Source organism: Saccharothrix longispora (assembly GCF_031455225.1).
Classification (GTDB): Bacteria; Actinomycetota; Actinomycetes; order Mycobacteriales; family Pseudonocardiaceae; genus Actinosynnema; species Actinosynnema longispora.
Genome location: NZ_JAVDSG010000001.1, coordinates 4452457 through 4475478, shown reverse-complemented (window position 1 = coordinate 4475478; position 23022 = coordinate 4452457). Strand labels below are relative to the sequence as shown.

At 73.1% G+C, this 23022-nt stretch carries 23 protein-coding genes; 6 read left to right on the top strand and 17 right to left on the bottom strand.

Annotated features, from left to right (window positions below):
- Positions 1 to 13: 13 nt before the first annotated feature.
- Entirely contained in the window at positions 14 to 1108 is a 1095-nt protein-coding gene (locus J2S66_RS17985) for a VanZ family protein (protein ID WP_310308286.1), read from the bottom strand.
- A gap of 187 nt (positions 1109 to 1295) precedes the next feature.
- Between J2S66_RS17985 and J2S66_RS17980 the strand changes: the two genes are divergently transcribed.
- Both J2S66_RS17980 and J2S66_RS17975 read left to right on the top strand, forming a co-directional pair.
- Complete coding sequence (locus J2S66_RS17980; protein WP_306746694.1) at positions 1296 to 1574, top strand: GNAT family N-acetyltransferase; 279 nt, start codon at positions 1296 to 1298, stop codon at positions 1572 to 1574.
- A 9-nt stretch (positions 1575 to 1583) separates the two neighbouring features.
- Complete coding sequence (locus J2S66_RS17975; RefSeq protein WP_310308284.1) at positions 1584 to 2594, top strand: MBL fold metallo-hydrolase; 1011 nt, start codon at positions 1584 to 1586, stop codon at positions 2592 to 2594.
- A 168-nt stretch (positions 2595 to 2762) separates the two neighbouring features.
- On the opposite strand, the gene J2S66_RS17970 is transcribed toward J2S66_RS17975, so the two are convergent.
- Genes J2S66_RS17970 through J2S66_RS17960 form a run of 3 tightly spaced genes read right to left on the bottom strand, consistent with a single transcriptional unit; the run spans position 2763 to position 5848 of the window.
- Positions 2763 to 3200, bottom strand: coding sequence for a response regulator (locus tag J2S66_RS17970; RefSeq protein ID WP_310308283.1), 438 nt, complete (start codon positions 3198 to 3200; stop codon positions 2763 to 2765).
- Positions 3197 to 4687, bottom strand: coding sequence for a sensor histidine kinase (locus J2S66_RS17965; RefSeq protein ID WP_310308282.1), 1491 nt, complete (start codon positions 4685 to 4687; stop codon positions 3197 to 3199). The genes J2S66_RS17970 and J2S66_RS17965 overlap by 4 nt, the downstream gene beginning before the upstream one ends.
- Positions 4688 to 5848 carry a PP2C family protein-serine/threonine phosphatase gene (locus tag J2S66_RS17960; RefSeq protein WP_310308281.1) on the bottom strand — a complete coding sequence of 387 codons (1161 nt, stop codon included), beginning with the start codon at positions 5846 to 5848 and terminating at the stop codon, positions 4688 to 4690.
- Positions 5849 to 5955: 107 nt separating this feature from the next.
- Between J2S66_RS17960 and J2S66_RS17955 the strand changes: the two genes are divergently transcribed.
- Entirely contained in the window at positions 5956 to 6708 is a 753-nt protein-coding gene (locus J2S66_RS17955; protein ID WP_310308280.1) for a lysophospholipid acyltransferase family protein, read from the top strand.
- Here the strand turns inward: J2S66_RS17955 and J2S66_RS17950 are convergent.
- From J2S66_RS17950 to J2S66_RS17915, 8 genes are all read right to left on the bottom strand, one after another.
- Positions 6705 to 7178, bottom strand: coding sequence for a YkvA family protein (locus tag J2S66_RS17950; RefSeq protein WP_310308279.1), 474 nt, complete (start codon positions 7176 to 7178; stop codon positions 6705 to 6707). The genes J2S66_RS17955 and J2S66_RS17950 overlap by 4 nt on opposite strands.
- A 237-nt stretch (positions 7179 to 7415) precedes the next feature.
- Positions 7416 to 8144, bottom strand: a complete 729-nt coding sequence (locus J2S66_RS17945) for a D-Ala-D-Ala carboxypeptidase family metallohydrolase (protein WP_310308278.1) — start codon at positions 8142 to 8144, stop codon at positions 7416 to 7418.
- Between the two features lie 128 nt (positions 8145 to 8272).
- A complete protein-coding gene (locus J2S66_RS17940) occupies positions 8273 to 8452 on the bottom strand; it encodes a hypothetical protein (RefSeq protein ID WP_310308277.1) in 180 nt (59 codons plus the stop codon).
- Positions 8453 to 8541: 89 nt separating this feature from the next.
- On the bottom strand, positions 8542 to 9765 hold the full coding sequence (locus tag J2S66_RS17935) for a glycosyltransferase family protein (RefSeq protein ID WP_310308276.1): 1224 nt from the start codon (positions 9763 to 9765) through the stop codon (positions 8542 to 8544).
- Between the two features lie 185 nt (positions 9766 to 9950).
- Complete coding sequence (locus tag J2S66_RS17930; protein WP_310308275.1) at positions 9951 to 11846, bottom strand: NAD(P)/FAD-dependent oxidoreductase; 1896 nt, start codon at positions 11844 to 11846, stop codon at positions 9951 to 9953.
- Positions 11843 to 12682, bottom strand: coding sequence for a ferric reductase-like transmembrane domain-containing protein (locus J2S66_RS17925; RefSeq protein ID WP_306746683.1), 840 nt, complete (start codon positions 12680 to 12682; stop codon positions 11843 to 11845). The genes J2S66_RS17930 and J2S66_RS17925 overlap by 4 nt, the downstream gene beginning before the upstream one ends.
- Before the next feature lie 163 nt (positions 12683 to 12845).
- The gene (locus tag J2S66_RS17920) at positions 12846 to 13613 is read right to left on the bottom strand and encodes a DUF4142 domain-containing protein (RefSeq protein ID WP_310308273.1); all 768 of its coding nucleotides are present in this window, start codon (positions 13611 to 13613) and stop codon (positions 12846 to 12848) included.
- A 42-nt stretch (positions 13614 to 13655) separates the two neighbouring features.
- Positions 13656 to 14234 (bottom strand): hypothetical protein, encoded by a 579-nt coding sequence (locus tag J2S66_RS17915; RefSeq protein ID WP_310308272.1) that lies wholly within the window; start codon positions 14232 to 14234, stop codon positions 13656 to 13658.
- Positions 14235 to 14411: 177 nt separating this feature from the next.
- Between J2S66_RS17915 and J2S66_RS17910 the strand changes: the two genes are divergently transcribed.
- The 3 genes from J2S66_RS17910 (at position 14412) to J2S66_RS17900 (ending at position 16784) form a co-directional block, all read left to right on the top strand.
- On the top strand, positions 14412 to 14975 hold the full coding sequence (locus J2S66_RS17910; protein ID WP_306746680.1) for a sigma-70 family RNA polymerase sigma factor: 564 nt from the start codon (positions 14412 to 14414) through the stop codon (positions 14973 to 14975).
- 5 nt (positions 14976 to 14980) lie between these two features.
- On the top strand, positions 14981 to 15721 hold the full coding sequence (locus J2S66_RS17905; protein WP_310308271.1) for an anti-sigma factor family protein: 741 nt from the start codon (positions 14981 to 14983) through the stop codon (positions 15719 to 15721).
- A 112-nt stretch (positions 15722 to 15833) separates the two neighbouring features.
- Entirely contained in the window at positions 15834 to 16784 is a 951-nt protein-coding gene (locus J2S66_RS17900; RefSeq protein WP_445381001.1) for an NAD(P)-dependent oxidoreductase, read from the top strand.
- Here the strand turns inward: J2S66_RS17900 and J2S66_RS17895 are convergent.
- From J2S66_RS17895 to J2S66_RS17875, 5 genes are all read right to left on the bottom strand, one after another.
- The gene (locus J2S66_RS17895; RefSeq protein ID WP_306746677.1) at positions 16737 to 17081 is read right to left on the bottom strand and encodes a DUF742 domain-containing protein; all 345 of its coding nucleotides are present in this window, start codon (positions 17079 to 17081) and stop codon (positions 16737 to 16739) included. The two genes, J2S66_RS17900 and J2S66_RS17895, sit on opposite strands and share 48 nt — an antisense overlap.
- A gap of 494 nt (positions 17082 to 17575) precedes the next feature.
- Positions 17576 to 19309, bottom strand: a complete 1734-nt coding sequence (locus tag J2S66_RS17890; RefSeq protein WP_310308269.1) for a 1-deoxy-D-xylulose-5-phosphate synthase — start codon at positions 19307 to 19309, stop codon at positions 17576 to 17578.
- Positions 19306 to 20229 carry a 4-hydroxy-3-methylbut-2-enyl diphosphate reductase gene (ispH, locus tag J2S66_RS17885; protein ID WP_310308268.1) on the bottom strand — a complete coding sequence of 308 codons (924 nt, stop codon included), beginning with the start codon at positions 20227 to 20229 and terminating at the stop codon, positions 19306 to 19308. The genes J2S66_RS17890 and ispH overlap by 4 nt, the downstream gene beginning before the upstream one ends.
- A gap of 218 nt (positions 20230 to 20447) precedes the next feature.
- A complete protein-coding gene (locus J2S66_RS17880; RefSeq protein ID WP_310308267.1) occupies positions 20448 to 21485 on the bottom strand; it encodes a family 2 encapsulin nanocompartment cargo protein polyprenyl transferase in 1038 nt (345 codons plus the stop codon).
- A 99-nt stretch (positions 21486 to 21584) separates the two neighbouring features.
- On the bottom strand, positions 21585 to 22994 hold the full coding sequence (locus J2S66_RS17875; RefSeq protein WP_310308266.1) for a family 2B encapsulin nanocompartment shell protein: 1410 nt from the start codon (positions 22992 to 22994) through the stop codon (positions 21585 to 21587).
- Positions 22995 to 23022 lie beyond the last annotated feature (28 nt).

Genomic DNA, 23022 nt, shown 5'->3' with positions numbered 1-23022 from the left:
TGCCGGGCAGCCCTCAGACGCCCACCGACGCGCGGTCCTCGGGGCCTGGCGCGGGGGAGCGCAGGACGGCCATCGGCCGGGTGCCCGCGATCCAGTCGTGCCAACCCAGCTGGTCGCGGCGGAACACCGGCACCACGAACGTGCCGACGAGCACCACCGCGATCACGAGCACGTCCAGGCCGAACTGCCACCACGTGTCCCAGCGCGGCGAGAGGAACACCGCGTAGGCGAACAGGCCCGTCACGCCGAGCAGTTCGCGCCCCGCCAGGCGCAGCGGGTTGGCCCACGAGCCGTCGGCGCGGCGCAACCGGTAGCGCATCAGCCACCCGCCGGGCGTCCAGCCGCTGGTCACCGCGGGCAGCACCACCCGCAGCACCGCGGTGAACGCCAGGGGCCACACCAGGTCCGGTGGCAGCAGGAACTTCGCCACCAGCACCACCGCGAGCAGGTCCACCGCCAGCCCGGCGACCCGGCGCGGCACGCCCACCGCGCCGGGCAGCGCCGCCGAGTCCTCCGCGGCGGGCACGGCCGGCACCACGAGCGCGACCGGCGCGACCATCCAACCGACCAGCGACCCGGCGGTGTTCGAGATGAGGTCGTCGACGTCCGCGATCCGGTACGGGCACGGGAAGATGCCCAGGTTCCCGGTGTACTGCACGACCTCCACGGCCAGGGACACGCCGAGCCCGATGGCGACCACCGCCAGCGGTCCGCGGCGGTAGGCGCGGCGCAGCACGATCCCCAGCGGCACGAACAGGGCGACGTTGAACGCCTGCTGGACGAACGCCTGCGACGTCGCCATCGCCTGGAGGCCCGAACGGCCGTTGGCGGCCATGTTGTTGCGCATGTCCGTGACCCACTGGAACGGCCTCGTCGACAGCATCGTCTCGCCCCGGCACACCGTCCCCGGGTCCGGGAACGGCAGGAAGATCAGCGCCAGCGCCACCAGCCCGTAGGCCAGCAGGCCGTACAGGACGAACGCGCGTCGCGGCTCGACCCGCCCGAACCGCCAGTAGTGCAGCGCCACGAGCGGCACCAGGATCAGCGCGCCGACGCCGATGAAGGTCAGGAACCCCGCGCGCGCGGGCTCCAGGTACGAACTCAACATGTCCACCGCTCCGGGCAGGGTCAGCGCAGGGGGTCCGCGACCAGGTGACCACTCCTTAGCCGATCGGCGCGGAACTCAAACCCGGCACCGCCGTTCGGACGCGCGCGTGCCGTCGTCCGGCGCCGTCCCGCCGCGGCACTACCGTGGAGCACGACCGCACGCCCGTGACCGACCGCAGGGAGCGACCGTGACCGCAGTGTCCGTGTCCGACAACGCCGAGCAGTCCCGCTTCGAGGTGCGCCTGGACGGCGAGCTGGGCGGGTTCGCCGAGTACGTGCTGGACGGCGACGTCGTCACGTTCACCCACACCGAGGTCGCCGTCGAGGGCAAGGGCCTGGGCGGCGCGCTGGTGAAGCACGCGCTGCTCGACGTCCGGGAGCGCGGGCTCCGCGTGGTGCCGCAGTGCTCGTTCGTGCGGGGGTACCTGGAGAAGCACCCCGAGCTGGCCGAGGTTACCGGCGAGTAGTATCCGGGGATGGAGTGGACCGAACCCGGGGTCTTCGAGGTCGCGCCCGGCGTGCACCGCATCCCCCTTCCCCTGCCGAACGACGGGCTGCACACGGTCAACGTGTACGCGGTCGAGGACGGCGACGGCCTGGTGCTGATCGATTCCGGCTGGTCGCTCGACGAGGGTGAACGCGCTCTCGTCGAGGCCCTGGGGACGCTCGGGTACGGCGTCGAGGACGTCCACCGGTTCCTCGTCACCCACCTGCACCGCGACCACTACACGATGGCGGTGAACCTGCGCCGCCGGTTCGGCACGCGCGTCGCGCTCGGCGCGGGGGAGCAGCCGTCGATGGCGCGCATCCTCGCCCGTGCGCGCGACGGGCAGGCGACGAGCCTGCGGGAGTGGGGCGCGCCGCACCTGGCCGAGAAGTGGCGTGCCGTCATGGAGGCCACCGGCGAGGGCGCGCTGCGCGACTACGAGGAACCCGACGAGTGGCTCGGCGAGGTGGAGGTGGGCCTGGCCAAGCGCGTGCTGCGGGTGGTGCCGACGCCCGGTCACACGCGCGGGCACGTGGTGTTCGTGGACGTCGAGTCGTCACTGCTGTTCGCGGGCGACCACGTGCTGCCGCACATCACGCCGTCGATCGGGTTCGAACCGGCCAGGCCCGCCCTGCCGCTGGGCGACTACCTCGACTCGCTCCGCCTGGTCCGCACCTACCCCGACCTGCGCCTGCTCCCGGCGCACGGCCCGGTGACCGACTCCGCCCATGCCCGCGTGGACGAGTTGATCGCCCACCACGAGGATCGGCTGGAGGCCACCTTGGCCGCCGTGGGCACCGGCACGGGCACCGCCTTCGAGACGGCCGCGAAGCTCGGCTGGACCCGGCGTGCCCGCCGCTTCGCCGACCTGGACCTCTTCAACCAGGTCCTGGCCATCGGCGAGACCGCCGCCCACCTGGACGTCCTGGTCCACCGGGGCCTGCTGACCGCCACCGCCCCCGCCCCCGCGACCCACCCCCGCCTCTACACCCCCGCCTAACCGCGAGTCGTACGTCCACCCCGCGCGAGTCGTACGTTCAGGCCGCGCGAGTCGTACGTTCGCGACCCGTGTGTTCTTCACTCGCGAGTAAAGAACACACGAGGCCTGGGGTTACGACTCGCGCGGGGTGAACGTACGACTCGCGGGGGCTGGGGTTACGACTCGCGGTCAGCGGGGGAGCTTGACCACGGTGACGAAGAAGTCGTCGATCTGGCGGACGACCTCGATGAAGCGGTCGAAGTCCACCGGCTTCGTCACGTAGGCGTTGGCGTGCAGGTTGTAGCTGCGCAGGATGTCCTCCTCCGCCTCCGACGTGGTCAGCACGACCACCGGGATCGTCCGCAACGACGCGTCGGCCTTGATCTCGCCGAGCACCTCGCGGCCGTCCATCTTCGGCAGGTTCAGGTCCAGCAGGATCAGGCCCGGCCGGGGCGCGTCCTCGTACGGGCCCTCGCGGCGCAGGAACTCCAGCGCCTCCACGCCGTCGCGCACCACGTGCAGCTGGTTGCGGATCTTGTGGTGCTCGAACGCCTCTTGCGTCATCAGCGCGTCGCCCGGGTCGTCCTCGACCAGCAGGACGTCGATCACGTTCAGCGGGCTGCTCATTGCTCGTCGTCCTCTACTGCCGGGAGGGTGAACTTGAAGGCCGTGCCGGTCTCGCGGGTGGTGTCCAACCAGATGGTGCCACCGTGGTACTCGATGATCTTCCGGCACATCGCCAAGCCGATCCCCGTCCCCGGGTAGTCGTCCTTGTGGTGCAGACGTTGGAAGATGACGAAGATGCGCTCAGCGTACTCGGTGTCGATGCCGATGCCGTTGTCGCTGATGGTGAACTCCCAGAACTCGCCCGTCCGCTCCACGTCGACCCTCACGTGCGGGGGGTCCTCGCCGTGGAACTTCAGGGCGTTGCTGATCAGGTTGCCGAACACGCCGCCGAGCAGCGACGCCTCGCCGCGCACCGTCGGCAGCTCGGCCACCTCGATCGTGGCGCCGGTGCGCTCGATGACCTCGGAGTAGTTGTCCAGCACCTGCACGACCAGCTCGTCGCAGTCCACCAGCACCTGCTCGCGGCTGATGCGCCCGACCCGGGAGAACGCCAGCAGGTCGTTGATCAGCACCTGCATCCGCTTGGCGCCGTCCACCGCGAACCGCAGGTACTGCTCACCGCGCTCGTCCAGCTCCCCGGAGTAGCGGCGCTCCAGCAGTTGGCAGAACGAGGCGACCTTGCGCAGCGGCTCCTGGAGGTCGTGCGAGGCGACGTAGGCGAACTGCTCCAGCTCGGCGTTCGACCGCTTCAGCTCCGCCAGGTCGGCCAGGATGCGCGACCGCATCGCCTCGACGTCCTCGCCGAGCATCACCGTCTCGCGCGGGCCGCCCACCTCGACCTTGTGCGTGAAGTCGCCCGACGACACGTGCCGCACGTCGTCGGCGAGGTCCCGCAGCGGCGCGATCAGGATGCGGTACAGCACCACCGCGATCCCGGCGATGACCAGCACCAGCAGCACGCCCAGGCCGATGAGCAGGTACAGCACCTCCTGGGCGGCCTCGTCGAGGTTCTGGCGGGCGATGCCGGACTCGCGGGTCAGCTCGTCGCCGAGCGAGTCGATCGCGCCGCGCAGCCGGTCGAACAGGCCCTTGCCGCGTTCGGCGTCGACCAGTTCCGACGGCGGCCGGTTGGCCGAGCCCACGCTGATGATCAGCGGCTCGGCGTAGCTCTGCCGCCAGTCGGCCGACAGCACGCGGACCTCGTCGATCCGGGCGGCCAGGTCGGGGCGCAGGGGGTCCAGCAGCCGCCTCGCCTCGTCCAGCGCCTCGGCCTCGCGCTCCTGCCCGTCGTTGTAGGGGGTCAGGAAGTCCAGGTTCGCGGTGAGCACGTACCCGCGCACGCCGGTCTCCTGGTTGATCACCGCCGTGTCGGCCTGCTGGACCAGGGAGCGGGCGGGTTGGATGCGGTCGATCAGCTGGACGCGCGCTTCGGTCAGCTTGAGCAGGCCGATGGCCAGGCCGCCGATCGCGCCGGCGCACACGATGACGAGGAGCGTGACGGACGCCACGAGGAGCCGGGCGGCGGGCCAGCGGGTGCGGTAGTCCATTCAGTCCCGGTCCGTGATGAGCAGTACGGCCATGTCGTCGTCCAGTTCCCCGCCGTTGAGCTCCTTAACCCTGGCGATGAGGTCGTCCAGCAGCGCCGACGGCTCCCGCGCCCAGCCGGGTCGCTCCCCGGTGATGTCGCCGATCAGCTCGATGAGGCGCTCGGAGCCCAACCGCTCCACGTCGCCCAGCACCCGGCCCTCGACCAGGCCGTCGGTGTAGAGCAGCATCGACCAGCCGGGCGGCAGCGGCACGTCCAGGCCGCTCCACGTGCTGTCCGGCAGCACGCCCAGCGGCAGGCCCGCGCGGTCGCGCGGCAGCTCCACCACGCGGTCGCCGACGAGCAGCATCGGCTCGGGGTGCCCGGCCAGGTACACCCGCGCCCAGCGGCGGTCGGGGGAGATCGTCACCATGCACGCCGTGGTGAACAGGCCCGGCTGGTGCCGCTCGTGCTCCAGGATCTCGTGCAGCGTGCGCAGCACCCGCGACGGCTCCTGGCCGGCCAGGACCAGCGCCCGCCACGCGATGCGCAGGAACACGCCCAGCGCCGCCTCGTCCGGGCCGTGCCCGCACACGTCGCCGATGATCACCTGGAGCGTGCCGTCGGAGGCGCGCACCGCGTCGAAGAAGTCGCCGCCGAGGAGCATCCGGCTGCCGCCGGGCCGGTAGCGGAACTTCACCTCCAGGTCCTCGCCGTGCAGGATCGGGGACGGCAGCAGGCCGCGTTCCAGGCGGGTCTTCTCGGCCGCGAGCAGCTGCTCCTCGCGCAGCTGCCGGTGCGTCTCCTCGGCCCGCTTGCGGCCGACGGCGTAGCGGATGCTGCGCGCCAGGCCCACGCCGTCCACCTGGCCCTTGACCAGGTAGTCCTCCGCGCCCGCGGCGACCGCCCTGGTGCCCTGGTGCTCGTCGTTCAGACCGGTCAGCACGATGATGGCCACCGGCGCCGGGTGGCCGAGCAGGCGGGTCAGGCCGTCCAGGCCCGTGGTGTCGGGCAGGCCCAGGTCCAGCAGCACGCAGTCGGCGTTGGGCAGCAGCCGCTCGGCCTCGCGCAGCGTGCGCGCCCGGTGCAGCGAGACGTCCGCCTCGACCTCGTCCAGCAGTGCTTCGACCAGCACGGCGTCGCCCTCGTCGTCCTCGACGAGCAGCACGCTGATGCGGTCCACCGCGGTCCGCGGTGTGGATAGCCCTGCCACGGGGGAGGAGATTAGTCGAACTCGATCAGCGCCGGGCGACGGCGGTGCGGTGGGGCGCGGTGAGCGGGGCGCGGGTCATGACCGAAGATCCCGGTGTGACGTTCTCCCGGATGGTGGCGCTGACCGCCCGCCTGCCCCGACGCGGCAGGGGTTTCTGGTACTCCGTGGCCATCGACCTGCTGTGGCCGCTGGTCGTCCTGTTCGTCCGGATGAGCATGGCGGGCCGGTCGAACGTCCCCCGACGGGGTGGCGTGTTGCTCGCCTCGAACCACCTGTCCAACGCGGACCCGGTCACGCTCACGGCGTTCGCGCTCGCCGCCGGCCGGGTGCCCCGCTACCTGGCGAAGGCGAGCCTGTGGAAGGCGCCCGTCATCGGGTGGGTGATGTCGTCCGGGCGGCACATCCCGGTGGACCGCGGCACGGCGCGCGCGGGGCTGGCCCTCGACGGCGCCAGGGTGGCACTGGAGGCGGGGGAGTGCGTCATCGTCTACCCGGAGGGCGGTTTCACCGACGACCCCGACGGCTGGCCGATGCGCGGCAAGAACGGCGTGGCGCGGCTCGCGCTGGCCACCCGCACGCCCGTGCTGCCGGTGGCGCAGTGGGGCGTCCGCGAGCTGCTGCCGCCCGGCGCGTTCGTGCCCAGGCCGTGGCGGAGGGTGACGGTGGCGGCGGGCGCCGAGGTGGACCTGTCCGACCTGTACGGGCTGGAGCCGACCAAGGCGGTGCTGGACGAGGCCACGGCGCGGATCATGGGCGCGATCACGACCCTGCTCGTCGGCGTCCGCGAGCTCCCGCACCCCGGGAGGGGTGACGCGCCGGCGTCGACCTAGGGCTCGCGATGCCCTTCGTCCGACGGCAGGGGACGCCGTCCCGAGCGCTCCCAGTTGATGAACTGCCCGGCCACCGTCGACACGCTGGTGAGCAGCCACACCGCCACGCCCGCGTCGTCGGTCACACCGATCAGCGGCAGCAGTTCCGGCAGCAGGTCGACCGGCGACACCAGGTAGAGCACGCCGAACGCCCACGTGGCCAGGGTGGTGGTCGGCAGCCCGTACGCCTTGCGCTCCCGCAGCAGCCTCGGCAGCGCCTTGGCGCGCTGCACGACGTTCCCGACCGGCCGCCGCTCGCCGTCGCGCTCCCACCGGCGTCGCCTGCGCAGCACCCAGGCGGCGCCGGCGGCGACGCCGAGCACCAGCGCCCCGATCCCGGCCACCGCCGGCGGCAGGCCGAGGACGTCGGCGTCGCGCCAGAACAGCGTCCCGAGGCCGATCATGGTCAGCACCACGGCGAGGGCGATCACGGTCCCATGCTAGTGGCGGCACGCCTCGCGCGTGGTCCGGCGAATGCCCGGAGGACACCCCTGGGCCGTTCGGTCGAACGGTGCCCGCCCGTCCGGGCAGCGTCCGATGTGGACGGCCCGGCCTGCGGGTTCGGGTTGGCGAAGCGACGGGACCCCGCGACGCGACGGGACCCCGCGACGCGACGGGACCCCGCGACGCGCGGGGCGGTCGCGGGGTCCCGGGGTGGAGCGGGTGGGTCAGATGCCGCAGGACGGCGCGGACCAGAAGCGGCTGGGCCGGTGGTCCACGTGGGTGTGGTCGTTGTGGCCCGCGTAGCCCGGGCCGAGGATGCCGTTGAAGCCGTGGTTGCGGGCCTGCTGCGCCAGGCGGCACAGGCTGTGCGGGCCGGCGCCCAGGTCGACGGCGTCACCGTAGAGGTGGCGCGAGTTCGACGCCCCTCCCACGGCGTTGTTGCACGCCACGCTGCGGAAGCCGCTGGTCACGCGGATCGACTGGTCGCCCAGCGCGTGCCGCAGGGCCTGGAGCTTCCACATCGACACGAGGGCGTTGGCCTTCGCCTGCGCGGCCGAGACGTTGCCCCCGGCCCAGGTGGAGTTGCAGTTGTTGAGCTCGGCGTACGTGAAGTTCACCGGCGTGCAGTCGTCGTCCTGCAACGCGTAGATCTTCGAGTACGTGGCGTTGCCGGCCACGCCGTCCGCGCCCAGCCCGTACGCCTGCTGGAACCGGATCAGGGCGGACCTGGTGGCGGGGCCGAACTGGCCGTCCAACCCGAGGACGGCGCCGGTGCCGGGGTAGCCCGACAGGCGGATCTGCAACTGCCGCACGTCCTCGCCGGACGCGCCCTGGGACAGGGTCCGGTTCCAGGTGTAGCAGCCATCGGCTTGGGCCGAGCCACCACCACCGACCACGAGAACGACGGCGACCAGTGACAGCGCCGCCAGGCAGGACAGGACACGTCGGAGCACAGGGACCTCCAGGCAGGATCGACAAATCGAGCGGAGGTCCGGAAGCCTGCCGGTAGTGGAAAACTTACGTCAATCTGTCTTCGATGTCTGAATATTTCACACAAGACGAATAGTTTGTGAACGGCGGGTCATCGCCGTGACCCGCCGACCGCCGCCCACAGCAGCCCGGCGGACGCCACGGCGCACACCCCGGCCGCGGCGCTCCGCCAAGCCACCTGGTCCTCCAGGGCCAGCACGCCGTTCCACAGCGCCACGGCCAGGAAGACGGTCGCCAGCACCACCAGCACCCGTGCGCCCCGCGTCCTCATGACCTGAACAGCGTTCACACCCGACCGGACGTTACGCGCGAGTATCCGCGCGCGCACCCACCCGGCCAGGCGTTATCCCGCGACGGCGGTCAGGCGGGCACGCTCCAGGCGGGCGACACCTCGTTGAAACCGGCCCAGTGCCGCACGTCGAACCCGGGCGGCCCGGTCCGCCCGCCCAGCGCGATGCGCCTGTCCCGCACCGCCTCGACGGTCCACGCCGCCTGCCGGTCGAGCAGGTCGTCGACCTCGTCGTCGCCCAGGCCCTCGATCTCGTCCCAGAACGTCATCACCCGGTTGACGTAGAGCGCGACCAGGTGGTCGCGCGCCGCCTCGAACCGCCCGGACGCCACCGCGGCCAGCGCGTCGGCCAGCACGTGCGGCCAGTCCTCGGTGGTGACCCGCAGCCCCCACGGCGCGGCCGGCGCCGACCTCGCCGACGGGAACAGCGAGCGCACGTCGCCCCGGTGCGCGTCCAGGTAGCGGGCGACCGACTCGGACACCCGCGACACCACGGCCGGGTCCTGGGGCACCGCCGTGCCGTCCACCGCGGCCCGCGCCGAGGCCGGTCCGGACGTGGGCTCCCGCACCCCGTCGGTGCGCAGCACGACGTGGAACAGCGAGTCCAGCACCTGCTGCGGCAGCCGCAGGATCTTCGGGAACGGCGAGTTGTGCAGCTTGCGCCCCAGTGGCACCTCCACCACCCGCACGCGCTCGCGCAGCGCGTTCGCGGTCAGCCACACGTCGATGCCGTACAGGTAGGCGCTGTCCGGGCGCGGCCACGACCGGGTCCGCTCCAGGAACGCCCGGTTGAACGCGAACTCGCCGCCGATCGGCTGCTGCACGTGCACGCCGAACACGGCGGCCAGCAGCGGGCTGGCCAGGTGGTTGGTGGTGTTCGCCTCGAACCGGTTGCGCCGGTACGCGGGCACGGCCAGCACCGGTTCGTCGCCCTCGACCGCGTCGGCCAGCGCGGCGATCCACCGGGGCTCGGTGGACCGCACGTCGGCGTCGAGCAGCAGCAACCGGTCGGCGTCCAGCTCCAGCGCCCGGTCCACGATCGCGAACACGTTGGTGCCCTTGCCCGTGCCCTCGCCGCCGGAGCTGGCGACGACCTTGCGCGCTCTGAGGGGCGTCTCCGCGAAGCGCTGCACGGTGCCGTCGGTGCTGCCGTTCTCGGCGAGCACCACGACGTTGGTCCCCTCCGGGAACGCCGCGTGCAGACCCGCGTCGGCGGCCTGCGCCACCGCGCCGACGGTGCGCGCCTCGTCGCGGGCGGGGAGCCCGACGACGGTGACTTGACTCCGGTTCGCCATGGGACCGAATGCTTGGCGGCCAGGGTTACGGGAACACGGCGACGGCGTAACAGATCACCCGGGGTTTGCCGTGGAAACGGCGTCGGCGGGCGCGACGGGGCCGGGACACGCGTGGACGAGGCGCGTGCCCCGGCCGGGGACCACCAGCGGGTCCACCGGGACGGGTGACACCCGGTGGTGGGGGGTCAACGCGGTCCGGCCCGCCGTCCGGTGCGGACCAGCGGGCGCACGTTCGACCTGGTGCGCACGACCGGCGCGTGCGTCGGCACCGGGAGCGGCTGGGACTCCTGCTGCTGGCGGGGCACGCTCGCCCCGTGCTCCGGCGGCGGCTCCGGCCGGGGGTCCGGTTCGGAGCGCGGGTCCCGGCCGAACCCCGGGTCGGGCTCCAGCGGCCCCGCCGGCCGCTCGAACCGGGTGGGCCCGGCCTCGTGCCGCGACCGCTCGTAGGAGCCGCGCTCGTACCCGGCCTCCTCGTGCGCGCGGGTGTCGTACCCGGCGGCCCCGGCGAACCGCGTCCCGTCCACTCGGGCGCCTTCCCGCCGGGCCACCTCCAGCAGCGCGCCCTCCATCCGGGCGGCCTCCCACCGGGCCGTCTCGTAGGCCGTCGCCACGTCCTCGTAGGACGGTGGCGGGGGCGCGGTGCCCGCCGGTCCCGCGCCGACCCGGTCCGACTCGTAGCGCAGCCACTCCACTCGCGCCGGAGCCGGGTGCGCCGGAACCGGCGCGGCCCGGGGGGGACCGGGTGGTGGGGAAGCGGCGGGCCGTGAGGCCCGCGCGGGTTCCTCGAACCGCGTCGGCCGCTCCTCGTACCGGCCCGGCGGCGGCTCCCGGCCGGGCTCGGCCAGCTGCCCCGGCGGCACGAGGTGCTGCGGCGACCGGCGCTGCGGACCCGGCGCCGCGACCCGGTTCTGCCGCCACAGCTCGGTCGACAGCTTGATCATCGCCGTGGGCGCGTCCAACCCGACCATGCCGACCAGGCGCCCGTCGTCGACGAACCCGGTGATCGTCCGGTGGTCCTTCTGCGACCCGGCCAGCGTCGTGGTGTCCTTGCCCATCGAGGGCAGCCCGGACCCCTGGATGCGCATGCCGTACTGCTCGGTCCAGAAACGGGGGACAGGGGTGAACGGCCGCGAGTTCTGCCTGCCCGCCAACAGGTTCTCCGCGGCCGCCCGCCCCATCTCCACCGCGTTGAGCCAGTGCTCGACCCGACGCGGTTGGCCTCCGAACCGGAGGTTGGGCCACCGCGCGACGTCACCCGCGGCCACGACGTCGGTCGCGCCGACCACGTGGCACGTGGGGTCGCACAGCACCCCGTCCTCCAGCACCAGACCCGACCCGCGCAGCCAGTGGATCGACGGGGACGCCCCCACCGCGATCACCACGACCGCGGCGAAGAACACCTGCCCGTCGGAGAGGTGGATCGCCACCCCGCCCGCCTGGCGCACCCAGTGCCGGATCTTCACGCCCATCGCCATCCGCACGCCCCGGACGCGGTGCGCCTCGGTGACGGTGTCGGCGATGTTCTTCCCGACCGCGCTGCCCAGCAGCGTGGACGACCTGCTGACGATGGCCACGTCGCGGCCCATCGTCTTCACCGAGGCGGCCATCTCGCAGCCGATGAGGCCGCCGCCGACGACCACGACCAACCCCTGCGTGGAGTTGATCGCCTGCTTGATCGCGATCGCGTCGTCCACCGTGCGCAGCACGTGGATGCGCGCGTCCTGGCGCGGCGCGCCCGCGAGGTGGCGCGGCTCGACGCCGGTCGCGATGACCAGCCCGTCGTACTTCAGCTCCTCGCCGCCGGGCAGGCCCACCACGTGCCGGTCCGGCTCCAGGTGGGTCGCCGCCGTGTTCAGCCGCCACACGGCGTTCAGCTCGCGGCTGATCGTCAACCGCAGGTCGGTGGCGTTCAGCTCGCCGTTGATGGCCTCCTTGGACAGCGCCGGCCGGTGGTAGGGGAGGTGCCGCTCGGCGCTCACGATGACGATCTCGCCGCGGAAGCCCAGCTCCCGCAGCCGCTCGCCCGCCCGCAGGCCGGCCAGGCCGCCGCCCGCGACGACCACGCGTTCCTCGTTCTTCACCGGACACGCTCCCGCAGCTCGATCGCGCGCATGGGGCAGGCCCGCGCGGCGGCCCGCGCCTTGGCGAACAGCTCGGGCGGTGGCCTGCGCTCGTAGCGCAGGCGCTCGTCGTCGAGGAGCTGGAACAGGCCGGGCGCCTCGGCCTGGCAGATGCCGTAGCGGTGGCAGCGCTCGTTGTCGACGCTGATGTCGAGCGCGCTGCCGCCCGCGCCGTCGGGCTCGGGTTCGAAGCCCGGCTCGGGTTCCAGCATGCCCAGCTTCACCAGCAGGTCCGGCGGCAGGAAGCGGGCGGTGGCGATGGTCGCCGTGGGGATGAGGATCGTGAGGCCGGCCAGCCACAGCACGGCGAGGTTGCCGTTCGCGATGGCGCCGAACCAGGAGTGGACCACGGTGATCGTGACCGCGGCGTAGGCGACCTGGTGCAGCCGCAACCACTTGCGGTAGTAGACCTTCTTGCGCAGGCCCGCGGTGAACGCGATGGCCAGCATCAGCTCCAGGCCGACGATGCCCAGGGCGTGCCGGAGCAGGCCGCCGTCGACGAACGGCAGCGCGATCGTGACGAAGGAGAACGCACCCAGCTGGAGCAGCGTGAACGCGAAGGCGTGCAGGGAGCCGAACGCCAGGGCCAGCGTCGCCAGCACCATGTGGCTGTTGCGCAGCCCCTGTCTGCCGGTGATCTTGTTGGCCCAGCCCGTCGCGATCAGCACGCCCCAGCACAGGGTGGCGCACATGAACGCATAGGCCAGGCGAGCCGAGATCTGCGCGACGTGGCGCACCCCGGCGTCGTGGTCGCCGCCGGTCGCCTGGGCGATCAGCAGCGGAACCTGGGAGAACACGGGACGTTACCTCCGAGATGGCGGGAAAGAACTCGCAGGTGGTGGGGTTCGCCCCGCCCGGGCGGCCGTGCGGGAGCGGTCGCGGCCGTCCGGGCGGGGTCGTGGAAGTGCTCCGCGGGTGGTTCGCGTCAGCGGTGTTCCGGGGCCGGGCCACCACCTCCTCTCACGTGACGTTGCCGCGGGGGCGCAGCAGGCGCAGGATCGCGATGGTCACCGCCACGCCCACCAGGCAGATGAGGAGCACGGTCAGCGGGTCCGGCCCGGTCTGTGCGGTCACCTGCGCGGCGCGCACCGGGTCGGCGTCCACGGCCGCACCGTTCGGGTTCTGCGCGTTGCGCGCGCCGGCGGCGACCGGTTTGGACAGACCCGCGTCGGTGACCATGTTGGTGCTCTCCAACAGGGTCATGTGCTTGAGCACGATCTGGTTGCACACCTGGGCGAACTGCCGGATCGCCTCGTTGCGGGTGTTCGCGCGCACCGTGCCGATCACCGGGAAGATCGAACCGTGCGCGGCCCGCAACCGGTTGGCGAACGAGTCGTCGAACGCCGGGCCGGTGCGCGAGCGCATCTCCGCCATCCACGACTGCTGGTCGGCGTTGGCCTCGTCCGGCAGCTCGACGCCCATCTGGGACGCCAGGCGCACCACGCGCTCGTCGAGGAACTCGTGGTCGCTCATCAGCTGGGCGCCCACCTCCTTGACCCGGGTGCTGCCGGCGCGCTCCTGGGCCTCCTCGCCCATGGGCATCTCCCACAGGCCGGCGAGCCGCACCTTGACCAGCAGGTCCTTGTCCAGCGCGGTGATCGGGCCGAGCGGGGTCTGCTCCACCGGGCCGGGGTTCGCCGGGTCGTCGGCGAGCGACACCCCGGTGAACGCCGGGAGGAACAGCAGGTGCAGGGCCAGCACGACCGCCGCGATTCGCTTGGCTGACATGGGTTTCTCGTCCTGGGGTGGGGTGGTCGCCGTCGGGTGGACTCAGTAGCCGTCGCCGGTGCCCGGCTGCGCGGGGGCGGCGCCGTCGTCGGCCTGCGCCTTCCTGCCCTCGGGGGTCACCGCGAACCACGTGCCGCCCTTGCCCTGACCGGTCAGGTCGCCCGCCTTCTTGTCACCCGCGTACCGGTAGAGGGGCCAGCCCGCGAGGGTCACCTGCTTCCCGCCGTTGGCGCGCTCCACGGAACCCACCAGCGTCGGGTCCACACCGGAGGTCATGGTGTGCTCGCCGACCAGCACGGGGGGCCACATCTCCAGGCACGCCGCGTCGCAATTGGACTTCGACGGCTTCGCGGTGTCCTTGTCGAAGCGGTACAGCGCGAAGCCCGCCGCGTCCGCGACGAACCAGCCGACCTGCCGCGACTCGGTGGCCGACAGCATCTGGTGCGGCTCCTTGCCGAAGTCCGGCGTCTGCTGGAGAGTCGTCGTGCCGGAGTTGGCGCCAGCCGCGCCGCCCTGGCCGCCGGAAGCGCCGAGACCGGTCGCGCCACAAGCGCTGACCAGCATCAACGCCGCCGCGGCCGGGATCAGCAGCAACGCCTTTCGGGTACGTCGACTGCGCATCGTTGGTCCTTTCTCCTGCTGGCGGGTCCGCCGGAAGGACTAGGGACCGGCTGTGCGGGTCCTGGCCGTCGGAGCGGATACCGAGAAGTACGGACACGATGCGGACACGGTTCACGAACAGATCGACCACTTTTTTTGCCGTCAAACCCTCGACGCGGCGCCACCCGGCGCGCTTGGATGCACGGCGTGGCGCGGCACAGACGCAGCACTTCCCCCCAAAGAGATCAGCCCTGGGCCGAACTGAGCCTGGAAGACGAGCTGATCCGCAGGCTCTACCAGGAGTTCGGCAGTGCGCTGCTCGGACACGCCATGAGGCTGACCGGCAGCGATCGGCAGTGGGCAGAGGACATCGTCCAGGAGACGCTCGTGCGGGCGTGGCGCAACGCCGAGAAGCTGGAGCGGGACCCCGTCCTGCTGCGCTCCTGGCTGTTCACCGTCGCCCGGCGACTGGTCATCGACGACCGTCGAAAGCGGAGCGTCCGACCGCAGGAGTCCGAGTTGACGCCGTCCGATGAGGCCCCGGTGCGGGACGAAGCGGACCGCACCCTGGCGGCGATAGTCGTAGCCGAAGCGATGAACGGACTGACGGAGGAGCACCGGGAGGCTATTCTCGAAACGTACTTGAGGGATCGCACTGTCGGGGAAGCCGCAGCGGTGCTCGGGGTACCGCCCGGCACGGTGAAGTCCAGGGTGTACTACGCGCTCCGCGCCCTGCGGCGTGCGCTGCAGGATCGGGGCTGACGCAGGTGAATTCGCCTACGGACCACATCGACGTGGCGGCGTACGTCCTCGGCATCCTCGACGAGGACGAGGTCGACGCCTTCGAGAACCACCTCGCCCAGTGCCGTCGGTGTGCGCTCGACCTGCGCGACTTCGCCGAACTGCCCGACCTGATCGACGAGGCCGACGCCAACGGCATGCTGCGCTCCAACACGGGGGAGCGGCCCGACGGCCGCTCGGTGCGCGCGATGATCGACGAGGTCTCGGAACAACGGGCGCGCAAGCGCCGCAACGTGGCACTGATGGCCGCCGCCGCTGCCGTGTTGCTCGTGGTGCTGACCGCCGTCGTGTCGGTGAACGTCGCCTCGCCGGCCGACTCGGTGGCCGGCTCCTCCACGTCCTCCCGGGTGCCGGCGCCGTCCAACGCGGCGAAGGACGTCCCCGCAGCGGACCCCTCCGGCACGCTCACCCGCACCGACCCGGCCACCGGCGTCGCCGCGAAGATCACCGCGGTCCCCGAGCAGTGGGGCACCTCCCTCGAACTGGAGGTGAAGGGCGCGAAGGGCCCGACCCGGTGCGAACTGGTCGCCAAGTCCCGGACCGGCGAGACCATGGTCCTCGGCTCCTGGGCGGTCGGCGCGACGAATCCGGACACCCAGCCCGTGCGGCTCCAGGCCGGCGTCGGCCTGCGGTGGCACGAGATCACCGAGTTCTCGGTGCGCGACACCCGGGGGGGCGCGACCCTGGTCCGCCTCCCGACCTCCTGACCCCGTCCCCGCGGAGCGGTGGCCCGCACCACCGTTCTAGACCCGGCGCACCGGCACGGCGTTGACTCCCGAGCGGGAGGCGGCGCCGTGCCGCCGCGCGTGCGAGGAGGTCGTGGTGCAGGTCGGATTCGTCGGGCTCGGGATCATGGGGCAGCCGATGGCCCTCAACCTGGCCCGCGCGGGGACACCGCTCGTGGTGTGGAACCGCTCGCCGCACCGCTGCGAGCCGCTGCGCGAAGCGGGGGCGGAGGTCGCGGGCTCGGTGGCGGAGGTGTTCGAGCGGTCCGAGGTGGTCGTCCTCATGCTCGCCGGCGAGGCCGCGATCGACGCCGCGCTCGGGCGGGACGGCGCCGGGTGGGCCGGGCTCGTCGCGGGGCGCACCGTCGTGCACATGGGCACCACCTCGCCCGAGTACTCGCACGCCCTGGAGCGGGACGTCCGGGCCGCGGGCGGGCGGTACGTCGAGGCGCCGGTGTCGGGGTCGCGCGGACCCGCGGAGGCCGGCGAGCTGATCGCCATGCTCGCGGGGGAGCCCGACGCGGTCGCGCGGGTGCGGGAGGTCGTCGCGCCGATGTGCGCGCAGGTCGTCGAGTGCGGCGCGGCGCCGCGGGCGCTGGTGATGAAGCTGGCCGTCAACCTGTTCCTGATCACCATGACCACCGGGCTGGCCGAGGCGTTCCACTTCGCCGAGCGCCGCGGTCTGGACCTCGACGTGTTCACCTCGGTGCTGGACTCCGGGCCGATGGCGAGCACGGTGTCGCGTGCCAAGACGGCGAAGCTCCTCACCGCCGACTTCACCGCCCAGGCCGCCGCGCGGGACGTGCTGATGAACAACGAGCTGATCGCCGCCGCCGCCCGGTCCGCCGGGATCGCCTCGCCGCTGCTGGACGTGTGCCTGGCGCTGTTCACCCGGACCGTCGAGCTGGGGCACGGCGGTGACGACATGGCCGCGGTCGTGCACGCGATCGGCGAGCGCTCGGGAGCCCCCGACCAGGCGCCACCGCACCCAGGGCGCTCACATCTGGCGCAGGCCCGCGAGGACGCGCTCCATCAGGTCGAGTGACGGCCGGCCCTTGTCGTCGACCGCCTCCTCGGCGTGCACGTTGATCAGGCTCATGTCGGACATGTCCGCCAGCAGCACGCGCACCACGCCGAGCGGCAACCGCAGCGTCGCCGCCACCTCCGCCACGGAGTGCGGCAGGCGGCACAGGTCGCTGATGATCCGGTGCTCCGCGGTCGACGTCAGGGCGTCCCGGCCGGCCCGCTCGTTCGTCGTCACGATGGTTTCGATGGCCAGCGTCGTCGCGGACCGCGTACGGCCGCCGGTCCTGGTGTAGGGGCGCACCCGGAGGGTCGACACACCAGCTCCTCAACGGTCGTTCGTTGATCACGGTCGCGCGTGGTCAGGGTCGCTGACGACGCTAGACCCTAGGGCGCGCCACGCCTCCTGTCTCGGTTTTCCCGGCATGTGGGAGGAATATCGGACCGCTGCGACGGTGCGTGCCGGGCTGTGCGCCGGCCGTTTCTGAACCCATCCGCACGCATCGGATGATCGGCCCGGTGGCCCGGCCCGACCGCCCGGCGGCCACCCGCGGCCCGCCTGGGACGGGTGCGTCCCAGGCGTCCGTCGGGGGTTACCCGATTGGTGTCGGATTCGCGATCACACTTGACCTCGCAGAACACGTGGGGGATGTGTCCTGGTGATGAGCCCACCACCGAGCGGCTTGTGGCCGGAATCGACGCTAGTGACGGGTGGAGCGCTCTCACAACGGTTGTTGACCAAGGTTTGAGGTTCGGCGGCCCACTACCCGACCCGCTCGTCCCCCGGCACCGGCGGTGAGGGCCGCGAGGTCGTCAACCGCGCTCCTCCAGCCGCTTCAGGACGGTCGTGGCGATGCCCGCCGCGTCCAGGCCGTGCGCCCGCAGGACCTCCTCGCGCGAGCCGTGCGGGAGGAAGTTCGCGGGCAGCGCGAACGTGCCGACGCGGGTGGGCGCGCCGAGCACGGCGATCGCCTGCGCCAGCCGACCACCCAGCGCGCCGGTGGTCGTGGTGTCCTCCACGGCCATCACCAGCCGGTGCGCGGCGACGAGCTTGACCAGCTCCGGGTCCAGCGGCGCGATCCAGCGCGGGTCGACCACGGTGACCCGCACGCCGTGCGCGGCCAGCTCCTCGGCCGCCGCCAGGCACGGGCCCGCCATGGGGCCGACCGCGACCAGCAGCCCGGCCGCGTCGGGCTCCTCGCGCAGCACGTCGTAGCGGCCCGCGCGGCGCAGCGCCGGGATGTCACCCGCCACCTTCGCCTTCGGGTAGCGGACCGCGGTCGGGCCGTCGTGGACGTCCACCGCCTCCCGCAGCGCCTCGCGCAGCCGCGCCGGGTCCCGGGGAGCCGCCAGCCGCAGGCCCGGCACGACCGGCAGCACGGACGCGTCCCACATGCCGTGGTGGCTCGGCCCGTCCGGCCCGGTCACCCCGGCGCGGTCGAGCACGAACGTCACCGGCAACCGGTGCAGCGCCACGTCCAGCAGCACCTGGTCGAACGCGCGGGACAGGAACGTCGCGTACACCGCGACCACCGGGTGCATCCCGCCCAGCGCCAGCCCGGCCGCCGAGGTCACCGCGTGCTGCTCGGCGATGCCCACGTCGAAGGTCCGCTCCGGGAACCGGTGGGCGAACCCGTCCAGCCCCGTCGGGCCGCGCATCGCGGCGGTCAGGCACACCACGTCCGCGCGGTCCTCGCCGATGCGGGTGATCTCCGCGCCGAACACGTCCGTCCACGTCGGAGCCGCCCCCGACCCGCCGGGCGACACGGTGTGGAGGTGGTCGGCCAGGTCCTGCTCGGCGGGCCGGTGGCCCTCGCCCTTGCGGGTCAGGCAGTGCACCACGACCGGGCGGCCCAGCCGCGCGCCCTGGCGCAGCGCGCGTTCCACGGCGAGCACGTCGTGCCCGTCGACCGGCCCGACGTAGGCCAGGCCCAGCTCCTCGAACAGCGTCGGCCGCCGTCCCCGGCGCAACTCCGCGAGGTGCGCGGCCAGGCCGCCGGTCGTCGGCGCGTAGGAGCGGCCGTTGTCGTTGAGCAGCACCACGACCGGGTGCCACGTGCCCGCGAGGTTGTTCAGCGCCTCCCACGCCATGCCGCCGGTCAGCGCGCCGTCGCCGACGACCGCCACCACCCGGCGCGCGGAGCCCTTGAGCCGCATCGCCTTCGCCACGCCGTCCGCGTAGGACAGCGCGGTGGAGGCGTGCGAGTTCTCGATGACGTCGTGCGGCGACTCGGCCGCCGACGGGTAGCCGGACAGGCCGCCCGCGCGGCGCAGCGTCCCGAAGTCGCCCGCCCGCCCGGTCAGCACCTTGTGCACGTACGCCTGGTGGCCGGTGTCGAACAGCAGCACGTCGTGCGGCGAGTCGAACACGCGGTGCAGGGCGATGGTCAGCTCCACCGCGCCCAGGTTCGGCCCCAGGTGGCCGCCCGCGCGCGTCACGTGCCGGACGAGGTGCGCGCGGATCTCCTCCGCCAGGTCGGGCAGGGCGTCGGCGGGCAGCGCCCGGACGTCCGCCGGGCCGGTGATGCCCTCCAGCAGCGCCGTCACCGCCGCACCGCCGCCGGCAGCGTGAACCGGATCGTCTCGGACGTGGTCTCGCGCACCTCGACGTCCCGCGCGCCCAGCGCCTCGACCACCTCGTCCACCAGGCGGGGCGGTGCCGAGGCGCCCGCGCTCAGGCCCACCACCCGCACGCCCTCCAGCCACGCCGGGTCGATGTCGGACACGTCGTCGACCAGGTGCGCGGGGACGCCGCCGCGACGGGCCAGCTCGACCAGCCGCACCGAGTTGGACGAGTTCGCCGACCCGACCACCAGCACCAGGTCCGCGTCCCGCGCCACCTCGCGCACCGCGTCCTGCCGGTTCGTCGTGGCATAGCAGATGTCGGCCGACGACGGTCCCCTCAGCGCCGGGAACCTGGACCGCAGCGCGTCGAGCACCTCGGCCGTCTCGTCCACGGCGAGCGTGGTCTGCGTCAGGTACGACACCCGCGCCGGGTCGGGCACCTCCAGCGCCGCCACGTCGGCGATGGTCTCCACCAGCACCATCCGGTCCGGCGCCTCGCCGAGCGTGCCCTCGACCTCCTCGTGCCCGGCGTGCCCGATGAGCACCACCGTGTCACCGCGCGCGGCGTACCGCCTGGCCTCGGCGTGCACCTTCGTCACCAGGGGGCACGTCGCGTCCACCACGTCCAGGGCGCGGCGCTCGGCCTCCTCCCGCACCGCGGGCGACACCCCGTGCGCGGAGAACACCACCGTGGCGCCGTCCGGCACGGCGTCGAGCTCGTCGACGAACACCGCGCCGCGCGCCTCCAGTTCGGCCACCACGTGCGTGTTGTGCACGATCTGCTTGCGCACGTGGATCGGACCGCCGCGCTGGTCGAGGAGCCGGTCGACGATGTCGACGGCCCGCTCGACCCCGGCGCAGAACGACCGCGGTGACGCGAGCAGCACAACGGGAACGGCCATGCGCACGACTCCTCGTGTAGGGCGACTACCGGCGGACCACCCGGTCCCGAACGGAGAACTCACGCGACCCGGACGTACGACTCGCGCGACCCGGACGTACGACTCGCGCGCCCCGGACGTACGACTCGCCGATGTGCCGACCGTCCACCGGCGAGTCGTGCGTTCCGGTCGCGCGAGTCGTGCGTTCCGGTCGGGTGAGTTCTGCGTTCGGGTCGGGCTCAGTGGGTTCGTTGGGTGGCCAGGCGGGCCACGGCGTCCAGCTCGCGCGACGCCCGGTCGGCGGGCCGCGCCGCGCGCAGGTGCACGCGGGCACGGGCCAGCAGGTCGTCGGCACGCCCCTGGCTCCACGCCCGCGCGCCGCACACCTCCACCAGGTGGGCGGCCCGGGCCAGGTCGACGTCGGTCAGCTGCCGGTCCGCGCGGTACAGCGCGTCCAGCTCGCGGGCGGCGGGGGTGTCGGAGGTCAGGGCGGCCACCACGGGCAGCGACTTCTTGCGGTTCTGGAGGTCGGAGTACACCGGTTTGCCGGTCACCGCCGGGTCGCCCCAGATGCCGAGCAGGTCGTCGACGAACTGGAACGCCAGCCCCAGCTTCGCGCCGAACGCCCGCAGGTGCTCGACCTGCTCGGCCGTGCCGCCGCCGAACAGGGCGCCCACCGCGCACGACGCGCCCAGCAGCGCGCCGGTCTTGCCCTCGGCCATCCGCACGCACTCGGCGAGCCCCACGTCGGCGCGCTCCTCGAACGCCAGGTCGGCGCTCTGCCCCGCCAGCAGCTCCTGCACGGCGACCGACAGCTCCCGGATCGCCCGCGTCGCCGCCGGGTGCCCGCCGGTCGCCAGCACGTCGAGCGCCAGCGTCAGCAGCGAGTCGCCCGCGAGGATCGCCGCGTTGATCCCGAACACGCTCCACGCGGTGGGCCGGTGCCGCCGGGTCACGTCGCCGTCCATCACGTCGTCGTGCAGCAGCGAGAAGTTGTGCACCAGCTCCGCGGCCACCGCGGCGGGCATCGCGCCCTCCGCGGAACCACCCACGGCCTGCGCGGCCAGCAGCGCCAGCGCGGGCCGGATCGCCTTGCCGGGGTCCGCCGAGGCGGGCCCGCCGCGCTCGTCCCGCCAGCCGAAGTGGTAGCCCGCGATCACCCGCATCGACTCGGGCAACCGGTCCACCGCGGCCCGCAGCGCCGGGTCCACCTCGCCGCGGCTCCAGCTCAGCACCTCGCGCGCGGTCCGCGCGGGGCTCACGTCCAGGTCGGTCATGGGCACAACTCCTGTTCGGGGGAACGCCCGCGGCGCGGGCGGGGAGGTCGGGCGCCGCCGGGCGGGCACGAGCGGTCCCGGCCGGCGGCGCCCCGCGTGCTACGAGCGGCCGAGTTCCACGTGCTCCAGCACGCCCAGCGCGTCCGGCACCAGCACCGCCACCGAGTAGTAGGCGCTGACCAGGTACGACACGATCGCCTTCTCGTTGACGCCCATGAACCGGGCGTTGAGGCTCGGCTGCACCTCGTCCGGGATGCCGGGCTGGTGCAGGCCGATCACGCCGTTGTCCTGCTCGCCCACCCGCATCGCGATGATCGAGCTGGTCTGGCGCTCGGAGATCGGGATCTTGTCCGACGGCAGGATGGGGACGCCGCGCCACGTCGTGACCCGCGTGCCGTCCACGTCGGCCGAGCCGGGGTAGAGGCCGCGCTTGTTCAGCTCCCGGCCGAACGCCGCGATGGTGCGCGGGTGGGCCAGCATGAACGCGGTCTTGCGCCGCCGCGACAGCAGCTCGTCCAGGTCGTCCGGGGTGGGCGGGCCGGTGCGGGTGTGGATGCGCTGCTTGAGGTCCACGTTGTGCAGCAGCCCGATGCGCCGGTTGTTGACCATCTCGTGCTCCTGGCGCTCGCGCAGGGCCTCGATGGTGAGCCGCAACTGCTGCTCGGTCTGGTTCATCGGGTGGTTGTAGAGGTCGGCGACGCGGCTGTGCACGCGCAGCACGGTCTGGGCGACCTCCAGCTCGTACTCCCGGGGCGCCAGCTCGTAGTCCACGAACGTCGCCGGCAGGTCCGGTTCGCCCTCGTGGCCCGAGGCGATGTCGATCTCGGCCTCGCCGTGCTTGTTCTGCGGCCTGCCGCCCCGGCGCGCGACCTGCTCGACGTGCTCGCGCAGCGCGTCGGCGCGCCCGTCGAGCTGCCGCAACCGGCTCTGCGTCAGCACCAGGGCGATCACCGGCGTGACGGCCTTGACGGTGAACTCCCAGTGGGCCTCGGCACCGGTGAGCGCCTCGTCGCCGAAGTGGTCGCCGTCGGCCATCGTGTCGAGCACGGTCCGGTCGCCGTACTCGCCCCGGCCGATCCGGTGGACCTTGCCGTGCGCGATGAGGAACACCTCGTCGGCCCGGCCGCCGGACTCGACGACGACGTCGCCGGGCTGGTACTCGCGCTGCTCGAACCGGTCGGCCAGCGCGGCCAGCACCGACTCGTCGTCGAAGTCGCGCAGCAGCGGCAGCTCGCGCAGCTCCTGCGGGATGACGCGGACCTCTGCGCCGGTGCTGGTGAACGTCACCCGCCCGTCGCCGAGGGCGTAGCTGAGGCGGCGGTTGACCCGGTAGGTGCCGGCCTGGGTGCTCACCCAGGGCAGCTTCCGCAGCAGCCAGCGGGGCGAGATGCCCTGCATCTGCGGGGTGGACTTGGTGGTGCTGGCGAGGTTCCGGGCGGCGGCGGTGCCCAGGCTCTGCCGCCGGTGCTCGGCCTCCTCGGGGGCGAGGCCGGGGTCGGTCACGGTCACGTGGGAAGTCCGATCTCGTCGGGGGTTG